Genomic DNA, 13,224 nt, shown 5'->3' on the forward strand with positions numbered 1-13,224 from the left:
GAGCAGCCGCAGCGGGCCCTGGACCGGCCCCTCCGGCGCTGTGGGGTCCCGGGCGAGGCGCGGCCCCTTGCCGCCCTGCGCGGCGCGGGAGACGGCCACGCGCAGCCACTCCCCCTCATGCCGCCCCTTGGCGCCCTCGCTATCCGGCAGAAAACCGGTCTCGCCGCCGGCCAGCGCCAGGAAGGCGCCGGCCATGGCCGGGGCGCGGGCGGAGAGGCGGGCGATGTGGAGATCCCCCACCCCCTCGGGCCGCGCCGGGCGCTCGATGAAGGCGGCCTCCAGCGCCCCGTCCCGGGTCAGCGCGGTGCGCTGCTCGCCGGGCGAGACGGAGACATGGATCAGCAAGCCAGGGATCAGGGGCGCAGCCATCCGACGCCGCGCAGCAGCTGGGCGGTCTCGTGCAGCGGCAGGCCGACCACGTTGGAATGGCTGCCGGAGAGGAAGCGGACGAAGGCCTCGGCCGATTCCTGGATGGTGTAGCCGCCCGCCTTGCCGCGCCATTCGCCGGAGGCGATGTAGGCCTCGATCTGCGCCGCGGTCAGCCGCTGGAAGGTGACGATGCTCTCGACCACCCGGGTCAGCAGCCGCCCATCCGGCAGGCCGAGCGCCACGCCGGTATAGACCCGGTGGCGGCGGCCGGAGATCAGGCCGAGGCAGTCGCGCGCCTGGGCTTCCGTCTCCGCCTTGGGCAGGATGCGGCGGCCGACGCCCACCACCGTGTCGGCGGCCAGGACCAGGGCGGCGGGCTCGGCCTGCATGACGGCGCGCGCCTTGGCCTGGGACAGGCGGCCGGCCAGCTGGCGCGGCAATTCCTGCTTCAGGGGCGTTTCGTCGATCTCGGGCGGCAGCACACGGGCGGGCGCCACGCCGATCCGCTTCAGCAAATCGAGGCGCCGCGGGCTGCCGCTGGCCAGCACCAGCGGCGGGCGGTCGGGCATCGGCCGGGCCGGCGGGGAGGTCAGGTCGAGGGCCGGCTGGCCCGCCTCGGACATTACTTGAACCGGAAGGTGATGCGGCCCTTGGTCAGGTCATACGGCGTCATCTCGACATTCACGCGGTCGCCGGCCAGCACGCGGATACGGTTCTTGCGCATCTTGCCGCTGGTATGGGCCAGGACCATGTGCTCGTTGTCGAGCTTCACGCGGAACATCGCGTTGGGCAGCAGTTCAACGACCTGGCCGCTGAACTCAATCATATCTTCTTTCGACATCAGACCTCTTCATCGCGGCAGGCGACGCGCGGTGCGCCGGGCATCTCCGCTTGGCTTGGGATATGTGGAAACGCCGCCGCAGAGCACTGCGGCGGAGCCTTCGCGGCCAGAACATGATGGCGCCGCCGCCCATGGTCAAGGATGGCGACGCCACCGGGCCGGGTGCCGGGGCAGGGCAGCCCTGCCGGGGACGCGGCCGTGGCGCTCACGCCCCGTCTGGCGGGCTGGCCGGCGGGGCGGCGGGCGCCGCGTTCTGGCCCAGCCGCATGGCGATGCTGCGGGCATGGGCGGTCAGCCCCTCGGCCTCGGCCAGCGCCACGGCGGCGGGGCCGATCGCGTCCAGGCCGCGCGCCTCGGCGCTGACCCAGGTGGTGCGCTTGAGGAAGTCGAACACCGACAGGCCGGAGGCGAAGCGCGCCGTCCGCCCGGTGGGCAGCACATGGTTCGGCCCGGCGATGTAGTCGCCCAGCGCCTCCGGGCAGTGCGGGCCGAGGAAGGCGGCGCCGGCATGGCGGATGCGGGCGAACAGCGCGGCGGGGTCGGAGACCATGACCTGCAGGTGCTCGGGCGCCAGCCGGTCGGTCAGCGCGGCACCCTCCTCCCAGTCGCGCACCACGATCACCGCGCCATGGCGGCGCCAGCTCTCGCCGGCGATGGCGGCGCGCGGCAGGGAGAGCAGCGCCTCCTCCACCGCATGCTCGACGGCATTCGCCATCTGCGCGCTGGTGGTGATCAGGATGGATTGCGCGCTCTCGTCATGCTCGGCCTGGGCCAGCAGGTCCATGGCGATCAGCCGCGGATTCTGGCTGGCATCGGCCAGCACCACCACCTCGGACGGGCCGGCGATGGAATCGATGCCGACGCGGCCGAAGACCTGGCGCTTGGCCTCGGCCACATAGGCGTTGCCGGGGCCGGCCACGCGGTCCACGGCGGCGATGCTCTCGGTGCCCCAGGCCAGGGCGGCGATCGCCTGGGCGCCGCCCACCCGCCAGATCTCGGTCACCCCGGCGCGGTGCGCGGCGGCCAGCACCAGGTTGTTCAGCGCCCCGTCCGGCGTCGGCACGCAGATGGCGATGCGCGGCACCCCGGCGACCCGGGCCGGGATGGCGTTCATCAGCACCGAGGAGGGGTAGGCCGCCTTGCCGCCGGGCACATACAGCCCGACCGCGTCGATCGCCCCCCAGCGCAGGCCCAGCGTCAGGCCGAGCGGGTCGTCCAGCTCGACATCGCGCGGCAGCTGGGCGGCGTGGAAGCGCTCGATGCGGGTGGCGGCGAGGTCCAGCGCGTCCAGCAGCTCCGGCGCGCAAGCCGCGCGGGCGGCGTCGATCTCGGCCTCGGTGACCCGCAGCGCGGCGGCGGTCGCCGGCTGCCAGCGGTCGTAGCGCGCGGTCATCTCCAGCAGGGCGGCGTCGCCCTGCTCGCGCACCGCGGCGATGATGCCGGCGACGGCGGCATCCACCTTGGCGGTGGTCTCCCGCGCGCTGTCGAGCAGGGCACGGAAGCCGGCCTCGAAACCGGCATCGGCGGTGGAGAGGCGGATCATGCGGCGACCTCGGCGAGTGCGGCGCGGAAGCGGGAGAGCCATTCGCCGATCGCTTCCGGCCGCGTCTTCAGCGCGGTGCGGTTGACGATCAGGCGGGAGGTCACCTGGGCGATCACCTCGGTCTCCACCAGGCCATTGGCCTTCAGGGTGGAGCCGGTCTGCACCAGGTCGACGATCAGGCGGGAGAGGCCGAGCGAGGGGGCCAGCTCCATGGCGCCGTTCAGATGCACCACCTCGGCCTGGATGCCCTTGGTGGCGAAGTGGCGGCGGGCGATGTTCGGGTACTTGGTGGCGACCGCCAGGCGGGAGCGGCGCACCATCTCCTGCTGCCCGGCGCTGCCCTCGGGCTCGGCCACCGAGACGCGGCAGCGGCCGATGCCGAGGTCGAGCGGCGCGTAGATCTCGGGGTAGTCGAACTCCATCAGCACATCGGCGCCGCAGATGCCGATCTGCGCGGCGCCGAAGGCGACGAAGGTGGCCACGTCGAAGCTGCGCACGCGGATCACGTCGAGCCCGGGATGGTTGGTCTCGAAACGCAGGCGGCGGCTGGAATCGGCGTGGAAATCGGCGGCCGGGACGATGCCGGTGCGGGCCAGCAGCGGGCCAACTTCCTTCAGGATGCGCCCCTTGGGGAGCGCCAGGACGAGGCTCTGCCCGGCCTCGGCGGCGGGATCGATGCCCGGTTCGGGCTTGGTGATGGGCTGGTCCATGGCGGGTTGTATCACCGGGAAAACGGCAAAGCCATGTCAGCCTGGCATACGTTCGATGTCGGCGCCGACACCCGCCAGCTTCGCCTCGATCCGCTCATAGCCACGGTCGAGGTGGTAGACGCGGTTGACGATGGTGTCGCCCTCCGCCGCCAGCCCGGCGATGATGAGGGAGACGGAGGCGCGCAGATCGGTCGCCATCACCGGGGCGCCGGACAGCCGGCCGACGCCGCGGACGATGGCGGAGGAGCCATGCGCGTTGATCCGCGCCCCCATCCGGGTCAGCTCGGGCACATGCATGAAGCGGTTCTCGAAGATCGTCTCGGTGATCATCGAGGCGCCCTCGGCCACCGCCATCAGCGCCATGAACTGGGCCTGCATGTCGGTGGCGAAGCCGGGGAAGGGCTCGGTCATCACATCGACGCCATGCAGCCCGTTCAGGCGGCGGCAGCGCACGCCGTCCTCCTCCTGGACCATCTCCACCCCGGCCTCGCGCAGCGAGCGGGTGCAGGCGCCGAACAGCTCCAGCGACATGCCCTCCAGCAGCAGCTCGCCGCCGGTGATGGCGCCGGCGCAGGCGAAGGTGCCGGCCTCGATGCGGTCGGGCAGGATGGCGTGGGTGGTGCCATGCAGGCTGTCGACGCCGTGGATGGTCAGCCGGTCGCTGCCCACCCCCTCGATCCGGGCGCCCATCGAGATCAGGCAATTGGCGAGGTCGGTGATCTCCGGCTCGCGCGCCGCGTTGATCAGCTGGGTGGTGCCCTCGGCGAGCGTCGCGGCCATCAGCAGGTTCTCGGTGGCGCCCACCGAGACCTGCGGGAAGAGGATGCGCGCGCCCTTCAGCCGGCCGTCCACCTTCGCGTTGATGTAGCCGGAATCGAGGTCGATCACCGCGCCCATCTGCTCCAGCCCCTTCAGGTGCAGGTCGACGGGGCGGGTGCCGATGGCGCAGCCGCCGGGCAGCGAGACGCGCGCCTGGCCGAAGCGCGCCAGCAGCGGCCCCAGCACCAGGATCGAGGCGCGCATCTTGCGCACCAGGTCATAGGGCGCCTCGAACTGGGTGGCGGCGCCGTCCAGCAGGATGCGGCGGCTGGCCTTGTCGTGCTCGACCGTCAGCCCGTGCTGGGCGATCAGGTGGCCCATGGTGGCGACATCCGCCAGCGCCGGGGCGTTGGTCAGCACCACGGCCTCCTGCGTCAGCAGGGCGGTGGCCATCAGCGGCAGGGCCGCGTTCTTGGCGCCGCCGATGGCGATGCGCCCCTCCAGCCGGCGGCCGCCGCGGATGCGGATGCGGTCCATGACGCCTCTCCCCTTACAGACGCGGCAGCGCGACGCCGCGCTGGCCCATATATTTGCCCCGGCGGTCGGCATAGGACACTTCGGGCTCGCCGGCGCCCTGCAGGAACAGGAACTGGCAGATGCCCTCATTGGCATAGATGCGCGCCGGCAGGGGGGTGGTGTTGGAGATCTCGATCGTCACCTGCCCCTCCCATTCCGGCTCCAGCGGGGTGACGTTCACGATCAGCCCGCAGCGGGCATAGGTGCTCTTGCCGAGGCAGATCACCAGCACGTCGCGCGGGATGCGGAAATACTCGACCGTGTGCGCCAGCACGAAGGAGTTGGGCGGGATGATGCAGGTCGGGCCGCGCCGGGTGACGAAGCTGTCATCCGCGAACTTCTTCGGGTCCACCAGCGCGTTGTCGACATTGGTGAAGACCTTGAACTCATCCGCCACGCGCGCGTCGTAGCCGTAGGAGGAGAGGCCGAAGGAGATCACCCCCTCGCGCCGCTGGCTCTCGACGAAGGGGTCGATCATGCCGTGCTCCGTCGCCATGCGGCGGATCCAGTGGTCGGGCATGATCGGCATGGGGCATCCCTTGGGCGGCGGGGTTGGCCGGCGGGGATAGCCCAGCCCTGGCGTGGCGGCAACCGAGGGCGGCGCCGGGTCAGTCCTGCAATGCGGGCGGGGGCGGGGCGGTTTCGGCGGGGGAGGGGGTTTCGGCGCGGCCGCGGCTCTGCGCCTTGCGGCGGCGCAGATTCTCGCGCAGCGCGGCGGCGCGGCGGGCATCGCGCTCGGACAGGGCGGGGCGGGCGGGCGACGGCGCGCGATCCTGCGCGTCTGGCGTGTCGCGGTCCGGCGGGAGGGTATCGGTCATGTCGGGATGCCGGCGCTGGGCGGCGGGGTGGTGCTGCTAGAGAGGATTGAACTCTCGACCTCTCCCTTACCAAGGGAGTGCTCTACCACTGAGCTACAGCAGCGTACCGCCGTGAAAGCGAGGCGCTCTCTAAGGGGGATGGGTGGGGGAGCGCAACCCCTTTTCTGCGCTTTTCCGCGTGGCGGCGCTTTTCCGCCGCCCGCGCGGGGCTGGGGCGGGGCGGGGGGGGCGCCCCGCCCCGGAGCACGGTCCTGGGGCGCCCGGTCCCGGAGCGCCCGGCCCCTGCTAGGGCGCGCCGAAGCGCCGGCCCTTGCGCAGCGCTTCCCACAGGCCGAGCCCGGCGACCGCCAGGTTCAGCAGCGCCGCCTGCAACTCCTCCGACAGCGAGAGGCCGAGGCTGGAGGCGATGAGGAGGAAAACCCCGCGCCAGGTGCTGGGCTGGCGCAGCTGGTCCTGCATCCAGGTCATGACGGCCTCCCTCAGCTGCCGGTGATGGTCAGCGCCTCGGCGGCGATGGTCACCGTGCCGGGGCCGTTGACATTGGCGGTCTGCGCCAGCAGCCCATAGGCCAGCGGGTTGCCCCCGGTGGCCGCGTCGAACAGGCCGATATGGGTGAAGGCGCCGGCGGCGGCGCTGAAGACGAAGCGCAGCACCTCGACATTGCGCTGCAGGCCGGTGCCGGTGAAGGTGACGCGCTGCCGGGCATAGCCATTGCCGGCCGGCTCGCCGGTCAGCCCGGCGGCGCCGGCGCCGGTGCCGAGGGCGACGAAGACGCTGCTGGGCAGCGCGGGGGCGCGGGCGCAGAGCGCGCGCGCCAGCATGTTGCGCGAGTAATCGGTCAGGATCGGCATGCGGTCGGGTTCCTTGGGCCGAGGGGGAAGGGGAGGGCGCGCGCGGCCCGGCCGGCAGGGCGGGCCGCGCCCGTCAGACGGTCAGCGCCTGCAGCATGGCGTTGGACAGGCGGGTCGGGCGGTAGTCGAGCACCGCGATCTCGCCATTGGCGGCGCGGTTCAGCAGGGTGGAGCCATGCCCGACCAGCAGGCGGTTGAGCCCCGTGGGCAGCGCCACGGCGGCGGTCTGCACCGCGCCGCCGTTCAGGCAGAGCGCCTGGTCGCCCGGCGCCCAGGCCAGGGCGGCGCGGAACGGCAGGCCGGCCGTGACATTGCCGCCCGCCAGCGCCGCCAGCGTGGCGCCGCCGCTGTCCACCACGCCGAACAGCGTGGCGCCGCCCGAGGTGTTGCGCAGCAGGATGCGGTTGGCGTCGCTGCCATCATCCAGCTGGAACAGCCCCTGATGCTCGCCGAACAGCGCGGTCTGCGGCAGCATCGCCTCGATCAGCAGCGTGCCCTGCGGGCCGAAGCCGCCGGCCGGCGACCAGGCGAGCCGCTCCGCCGCGCGGCTGCCCACCGCCGGCGCGCCGATGGGCGGCAGGATCAGGCTGCTGGCGTTGCGGCCCTGCTCCAGCTGCGGCGCGCCGATGCGGTAGGTGAAGTCCACCGGCACGCCGGTCTGCACGGGGAAGCGCAGTTCCGGCGTCAGCGCGGCCGTGGCGGCCTGCGTCAGCGCGGCACTGAGGACGAAACGCTGCAGCGCCAGCGATCCGCCACCGGGCGTCGTCATCTCGGCCGTCAGCGGGGTGCCCAGCGAGGCGCCGCCAGCGTCACGTTGCTGCAGGGCGAGCTGCGGGACACCGGCGGCGGGGATCGTGCCGCCGGTCAGCCGCAGGAAGGACGACAGCGCCCAGCTCTGTCCCTGCGCCGCGGCGACGGTGGTGGTGCCTTCCAGGGCCAGGCGATAGGTGGAGGTGGCGTTGGGCGTCCCGAAGAGGCGAAGCTCGAGATACGGCACACCGTCCTCGGTGCCGGTGCCCAGAATGCTCCGGCTCAGCCCCAGCGACGAGCCGATGACGGAGACATTCGTGGGCAGCGTCCCCGGCGTGCCGGCGGCGGCACCCTCGCCACGCGGATTGCGGATCTGGTTGTCGCGCGCCTGCTCCACCAGCAGCCGCCGCGCGGTGCCGTGGAAGCGTGGCGTGTCGGCGGCCACCGCCTGCCAGGCGCCGGCGGCGTTCTGCGCCATCGCCGTGCCGGTCCGGCTGGTGGCGAGGCGGGGGGCGTGGTCGGGCCCGACCAGCCGCAGCGGCCGGTCCGGCGCCAGCACCCCCGGCATGTGGGCGAGGATCGACATCAGGGCGCCCCCGCCCCCGTCAGGTGGCAGATTCGGGTGGTGCCGCCATCCGGCGAATAGACCAGCAGCGTGGCGACGCCGCCCGCCCGGATCCTGGTGAAGCCGTCGCTGTTGGCGGGCGTCGCCGCGGTGAAGCCCACCAGCGTCAGCGGCAGGTCGGCGCCGCTGCGGTTGATGACGCTGCAGGAAAAGCCATCCCCCGTGCTGGCCCAGTTCAGCGACAGGCCGGTGGTGCCGGGATTGGCCACCAGCATGCGCGCATTGTGGCTGGCCTGGGTGAGCGCCGTGGCGGCCGAGAGCAGCACGCTGGTGAAGCGCCGCTCGGTGAACTGGTTGTCGACATATTGCCGCGTCGCCGCCTGCAGCGCGGCCGTGGGATCGGCCGGCAGCACCAGCGGGCCGGTCAGCGTCACCGTGCCATTGGCGGCGAGGCGGAAGCGCTCCGCCAGCGTGCCGGAGGAGCGCGTCTCCAGGATGATCGCGCCCGATTCGGCGTTGTTGGTGACGCTCTCGGCCAGGGCGGCGATGCGGGCATAGACCCGCTCGGTGCCGGTGCTGCTGTTGCCGCCGGCCTCCAGCGCCAGCAGCCGGTCATTCGCCGCCGGGCTGGCCGAGAGGCGGCGCAGCCGCAGCGTCTGCGGCTGGGTCATGCCGCTGCCACCCAGCACCAGCGCGGCATTGCCGTTGCTGCCCTCGCCCTGGAACACCAGCTCGGTGTTGCTGGCGGTCAGGCTGGCCACCGGCGCGGTGCCGGTGCCGTGGAAGCGCAGCTGCGCCCCCTCGGTCGTGCTGCGGCGGTGCAGGGTGACCGCGCCGTCGGTGTCGCTCGACAGCCGCGTCTCCAGCGCCGCGGCGGCGGAGACGGTGGCCAGCTCGATCCGCCCGGCGGCCAGGCGCTGCGTCGTCGCCGTGGCCGCGCCGGGGCGGTTGGCGGCGAGCTGCAGCCGCTGCATCGCCGCCGCGCTGTCGGCGGTGAAGGTGACGGCGCCGGTGTCGCAGCCGGTGACCAGGACGCTGCCGGCGCCGCTGCCCAGGTGGATGGCGCTGATCGTGGCGTTGCCGGTGCCGGCGGCGCCGGTGAAGTCGCAGCCGACGAAGGAGACCTGGCCGCTCAGCACCTCGGCGATGCGGCGGGCGCCGCCGGTGACGTTGACGCCGATCAGCTCGTGCTGCTCGCCCCCCGTGGTGCTGATCTGCACGCTGCAGCCCTTGGAGGAGAGGAAGCCGCCGAACACCTTGGTGCGCAGCGCCGTGCCGCCGATGCGCAGGCCGATGGTCAGCGGATCGGCCATGTCGACCCAGCCATCGGTGCCGATGTTGGTGAAGTTGCAGGAATGCGCCTCGTCCTGCACATCGAAGCCGATCTCGTGGCCGTATTCGAAGCAGTTGTCGAAGCTGGCCATGTCGCAATCATTCACCACGAAGGCGCTGCCGAGCCGGCGGTTCGGGTTGACATAGACCGCGCCGCCCGAGCTCCAGCCGGCGGCGAAGCTGCTGCCCTGCAGGTCGAGCCGCGTCGAATCCACCACCGTCACCGTCCAGCGGCCGTACAGGGCGGGCGCGCCGCTGGTCCGCACCTCGGCCACGTTGACCAGGTCGCCGGTGGAGAGCCCATGCGCGGTGGCGGTGGTGATGCGGAACTGGCCGGCGCCATTGTCGGCCACCGCCGCGATCAGCAGCCGCGTGTTCGACCAGCTGCGCGAGGTGGTGACCAGCGGGTGCCAGTTCACCTCGCTGACGCGGGAGACGTCGAAGGAGCGCCCGAGATACAGGCCGTTGGTGCAGTCGCCCAGGATGTCGCTGATGCGCACCCGCGCATTGGCGTCGCTGTAGATGCCCCAGTTGAAGCCGAGGATCAGCAGCCGGCTGAGCGTGGTGTCGGCGCCGTTGCCGGCGCTGTTGCCGCCCGAGCCGTTGCCGATGGTGATGGCGGTGCCGGCGAAGGCGTTGGCCGCGTCCAGCCCCTGGCGCAGCGAGTTCGGCGCGGTCAGGCCGCGGCGCAGCAGCGCGACGCCGTGCAGCCCGGCATTGCGCTGCAGCCGCACGGTGCGCGCCGCGTCGACCAGCAGCGCGTAGCGGACGGTGGCGAAATTGCCGTTGGTCCGCCAGCCGCCGAGATGCGGCTGGCCGACCAGCTGGACGTGCTCGCGCAGCAGCAGCTCGGCGCTGGCGATCAGGTAGCGGCGCGGGCCGAGCCGCACGGTGCCGCCGCCCTGGGCGAAGGCGGCGTCGATCGCCGCCTGCAGCGCCGCCGTGTCGTCGGTGACGCCGTCACCCACGGCGCCGAAATCACGCACATGCAGCGAACGCTCGGCCAGCACGCCGGCGCGCAGCTGGGTCAGGCTGGCGCCGCGCGTCTCGGCGAAGCTGCTGACACCCTGCACCACGGGGGTCAGGTCGGTGTCGCTGAGCGTCGTCGCCGCTGGCAGCTCGGAAATCTTCTTGTCGGACATCGGCGCGGGATCCTTGGGCGGGGGGAGGGGCGGGGCGCGGGCGGGTCAGAGCAGCAATTCGCCGCCATCCGACGCGAGCACGCTGCCCCCCGCCTCGGTCAGCAGGGCGTAGGGCTCGGTCACCACGAAGGAGGGCGAGGTCTGCGCCGCCAGCGGCTCGGCCGCGTCCACCACCCGGATGCGGTAGCCGCTGCCCGGATCCGGCGCGGTGAAATTGGTCGAGGCGCTGCCGGAGGTGACCGCGACGGAGACCGGCCCCGACACCACCGCCCCGGCGGCGTTCAGCAGCGAGAAGACCAGCGTCGCCACCGGCCCGCTGGCGCGCGCCGCCACCGTGAAGCTGCGGCCGGTGTAGAGGCCGGAGGGCAGCGGATCGAGCGCCACGCTGCGCGTCACCGCCGCGACCGGGGCGATGTCGAAATCGAAGGCCAGGTCGGCGAAGGCGTTCAGCCGCAGCGGCGGCGCCGAGGCGTTCAGCACCAGCCCGTTGCCCACCCCGTTGTTGCTGAGCACCGGGATGAAGGTCAGCGAATCGGCCGATTGCAGCACGATCAGGTGGCCCGGCTGCAGCCGCGTGGCGGCGGCGGCGAAATAGCCCGGCGCCAGCACCGCGGCGCGGGTGTCGGTGGTGACGTAGAGCCAGAGGGTGAAGCTGTCCGTGCTGGCGAGCGAGCTCAGCCCGCGGGGATCGAAGGGCATGCGCGTCTCCTGGCTGGCGCCGCCGGGGCGCGGCCCATGCGGCAGCGCCCGGCGCTGCGGGGCAGGGCCGGGCGGATCGGGAAGGGGGGGCGGGGAACCGGGCGCAATTCACCCGGTGACGCGATCGGGATACCGGGCGATAGGAATAAAGTCAAGAAAAAAGTCCTAGGATAGACTTCCCAGAACTGTGAGGGGCGCGCCGGCGCCCGGCTCGTCACGGGCGCCGGCGGGGCTGCCGCGGCGCCAGCCCCAGGCAGGCTCCAGCCCTGGGGGCATGGACCCGCGCGATGGACCCTGGCGCCCCGCGCCGTTACGCTGGCGCCCTCCCGCCCTCTTGCCGCCGCAGGACCCGCCGCATGTTCCGACGCCTGCTCGCCAGCTCGTTCCTCGCCGCCTGCCTCGCCGCTGGCCTGCCCGGCCCCGCCGGGGCGCAGCCGGCCGCGCCGCCGGGCGCCGGCCAGGTGCTGAACGTCTACAACTGGTCGGACTACATCGACCCCTATGCGGTGGACCGCTTCCAGCGCGAGACCGGCATCCGCATCCGCTACGACGTGTTCGACAGCCTGGAGACGCTGGAGGGCAAGCTCTCCGCCGGGCGCTCGGGCTACGACATCATCGTGCCGACCAACGAGCCGACCTTCTCCCGCCTGGCGCGGGCCGGCGCGCTGCGGCCGCTGGACCGCGCGCAGATCCCGAACTGGGGCAACCAGGACCCGGCGCTGCTGCGCCAGGTGGAGAGCAGCGACCCCGGCAACCGCTTCGGCGCGGTCTATCTCTACGGCACGATCGGCCTCGGCATCCGCACCGACCGGGTGCGCGAGCTGGCGCCCGACGCGCCGCTCGACAGCCTCGACCTGCTGATGAAGCCCGAGCATGCGCGGCGCCTGGCGCGCTGCGGCATCGCCATCATGGATTCGGCCACCGACGTGCTGCCCAGCGTGCTGCGCTGGCTGGGGCGCGACCCCAACACCACCGAGCCGCGCGACCTGCGCGCGGCCGAGGACGCGCTGCTGGCGATCCGCCCGCATGTGCGCGCCATCACCGCCAGCGGCAACCTGATGGATGCGCTGGCCAATGGCGAATACTGCGTCGTGCTGACCTATTCCGGCGACGTCATCCAGGCCCAGGCCCGCGCGCGCGAGGCCGGGCGCGGCGTGCCGATCGGCTATGTGGCGCCGAAGGAGGGCGCGCAGCTCTGGCTCGACATGCTGGCCATCCCGGCCGATGCGCCGAACCCGGAGGCCGCGCACCGCTTCATCAACTTCCTGCTGCAGCCCGAGGTGATGGCCGGCATCACCAACCAGGTGCGCTACCCGAATGGCGTGCCGGCCTCCCGCGCCATGGTCGAGCCGGCGGTGCGCAACGACCCGAATGTCTATCCGACGGCGGAGACGCTCTCGCGCACCTTCACCGTCACGGCGCTGACCCCCACCGCCGAGCGCGCCCGCAGCCGCGGCTGGAGCCGCTTCAAGGCCGGTCGCTGAGCCTTGCCGCTGCTGTCCCTGCGCGGCCTGTCCAAGCGCTTCGGCACCACCGTGGCGCTGGACGGGCTCGATCTCGACATCGAGGCCGGCGAGTTCCTGACGCTGCTCGGCGGCTCGGGCTCCGGCAAATCCACCCTGCTGCGCGTCATCGCCGGCTTCGAGGCGGCGGATGCCGGCACGCTGCGGCTGGATGGTCAGGACCTCGCCGGCCTGCCGCCGCATCGCCGGCCGCTGAACATGATGTTCCAGTCCTATGCGCTGTTCCCGCATCTCTCGGTGGCGGGCAATGTCGCCTATGGGCTGAAGCGCGATGGCGTGGCGGCGCCCGAGCGCGCGGCGCGGGTCGCCGCGGCGCTGTCCATGGTGGGGCTGGCCGGCTTCGAGACGCGGGCGGTGCACCGGCTCTCGGGCGGGCAGCGGCAGCGGGTCGCGCTGGCGCGCGCGCTGGTCAAGCGCCCGCGCCTCCTGCTGCTGGACGAGCCGCTGGGCGCGCTCGATGCCAATCTGCGCGAGCGCACCGGGCTCGAGCTGCGCGCCCTGCAGCGCGAGACCGGGGCCGCCTTCATCATGGTCACGCATGACCAGGATGAGGCGCTGGCGCTGTCCGACCGCATCGCCGTGCTGGAGCATGGGCGGCTGGTGCAGCTCGGCCCCCCGCGCGCGGTCTATGACCGGCCGGCGACGCGCTTCGTCGCCACCTTCCTGGGCGCCGCCAATGTGCTGGAAGGCGCGGCGGACGGGCAGGGCGGCTTCGCCTGCCCCGGCCTCGGCGCCACGCTGCGCCC

At 72.9% G+C, this 13,224-nt stretch carries 15 protein-coding genes and 1 tRNA gene; 2 read left to right on the plus strand and 14 right to left on the minus strand.

Annotation, left to right across the window (positions count from 1 at the left end; genetic code table 11):
- The 14 genes from HMPREF0731_RS25270 to HMPREF0731_RS09975 form a co-directional block, all read right to left on the minus strand.
- The coding region (locus tag HMPREF0731_RS25270) for a ribonuclease (RefSeq protein WP_040612643.1) at nucleotides 1-345 on the minus strand (345 nt) is incomplete at its 3' end.
- Between the two features lie 8 nt (nucleotides 346-353).
- Entirely contained in the window at nucleotides 354-992 is a 639-nt protein-coding gene (locus HMPREF0731_RS09915; protein WP_007003971.1) for a Maf family protein, read from the minus strand.
- A complete protein-coding gene (gene infA, locus HMPREF0731_RS09920; protein WP_007003972.1) occupies nucleotides 992-1,210 on the minus strand; it encodes a translation initiation factor IF-1 in 219 nt (72 codons plus the stop codon). Before infA ends, HMPREF0731_RS09915 begins: the two co-directional genes overlap by 1 nt.
- 205 nt (nucleotides 1,211-1,415) lie before the next feature.
- Complete coding sequence (gene hisD / locus HMPREF0731_RS09925; RefSeq protein WP_007003973.1) at nucleotides 1,416-2,753, minus strand: histidinol dehydrogenase; 1,338 nt, start codon at nucleotides 2,751-2,753, stop codon at nucleotides 1,416-1,418.
- Nucleotides 2,750-3,463 (minus strand): ATP phosphoribosyltransferase, encoded by a 714-nt coding sequence (gene hisG / locus HMPREF0731_RS09930; protein WP_007003974.1) that lies wholly within the window; start codon nucleotides 3,461-3,463, stop codon nucleotides 2,750-2,752. Before hisG ends, hisD begins: the two co-directional genes overlap by 4 nt.
- A 36-nt stretch (nucleotides 3,464-3,499) precedes the next feature.
- Nucleotides 3,500-4,759 (minus strand): UDP-N-acetylglucosamine 1-carboxyvinyltransferase, encoded by a 1,260-nt coding sequence (gene murA, locus HMPREF0731_RS09935; RefSeq protein WP_007003975.1) that lies wholly within the window; start codon nucleotides 4,757-4,759, stop codon nucleotides 3,500-3,502.
- Between the two features lie 13 nt (nucleotides 4,760-4,772).
- A complete protein-coding gene (dcd, locus tag HMPREF0731_RS09940) occupies nucleotides 4,773-5,327 on the minus strand; it encodes a dCTP deaminase (RefSeq protein ID WP_007003976.1) in 555 nt (184 codons plus the stop codon).
- Between the two features lie 79 nt (nucleotides 5,328-5,406).
- A complete protein-coding gene (locus HMPREF0731_RS23695) occupies nucleotides 5,407-5,616 on the minus strand; it encodes a hypothetical protein (protein WP_007003977.1) in 210 nt (69 codons plus the stop codon).
- Nucleotides 5,617-5,644: 28 nt separating this feature from the next.
- Nucleotides 5,645-5,719 (minus strand) — tRNA-Thr (locus HMPREF0731_RS09950).
- A 182-nt stretch (nucleotides 5,720-5,901) separates the two neighbouring features.
- Entirely contained in the window at nucleotides 5,902-6,084 is a 183-nt protein-coding gene (locus tag HMPREF0731_RS09955) for a hypothetical protein (RefSeq protein ID WP_007003978.1), read from the minus strand.
- 11 nt (nucleotides 6,085-6,095) lie between these two features.
- Nucleotides 6,096-6,467, minus strand: a complete 372-nt coding sequence (locus tag HMPREF0731_RS09960; protein WP_040612645.1) for a phage tail fiber protein — start codon at nucleotides 6,465-6,467, stop codon at nucleotides 6,096-6,098.
- Nucleotides 6,468-6,540: 73 nt separating this feature from the next.
- Entirely contained in the window at nucleotides 6,541-7,803 is a 1,263-nt protein-coding gene (locus tag HMPREF0731_RS09965; protein WP_007003979.1) for a hypothetical protein, read from the minus strand.
- Entirely contained in the window at nucleotides 7,803-10,256 is a 2,454-nt protein-coding gene (locus HMPREF0731_RS25925; RefSeq protein WP_007003980.1) for a glycosyl hydrolase family 28-related protein, read from the minus strand. Before HMPREF0731_RS25925 ends, HMPREF0731_RS09965 begins: the two co-directional genes overlap by 1 nt.
- A 45-nt stretch (nucleotides 10,257-10,301) precedes the next feature.
- A complete protein-coding gene (locus tag HMPREF0731_RS09975; RefSeq protein WP_040612647.1) occupies nucleotides 10,302-10,955 on the minus strand; it encodes a hypothetical protein in 654 nt (217 codons plus the stop codon).
- A 356-nt stretch (nucleotides 10,956-11,311) separates the two neighbouring features.
- On the opposite strand from HMPREF0731_RS09975, the gene HMPREF0731_RS09980 reads away from it, so the two are divergent.
- On the plus strand, nucleotides 11,312-12,439 hold the full coding sequence (locus HMPREF0731_RS09980; RefSeq protein WP_007003982.1) for a polyamine ABC transporter substrate-binding protein: 1,128 nt from the start codon (nucleotides 11,312-11,314) through the stop codon (nucleotides 12,437-12,439).
- Between the two features lie 3 nt (nucleotides 12,440-12,442).
- On the plus strand, nucleotides 12,443-13,224 hold a 782-nt coding region (locus HMPREF0731_RS09985), incomplete at its 3' end, for an ABC transporter ATP-binding protein (protein WP_007003983.1).

Origin of the sequence: Pseudoroseomonas cervicalis ATCC 49957, assembly GCF_000164635.1 — a bacterium.
GTDB classification, from domain to species: Bacteria; Pseudomonadota; Alphaproteobacteria; order Acetobacterales; family Acetobacteraceae; genus Pseudoroseomonas; species Pseudoroseomonas cervicalis.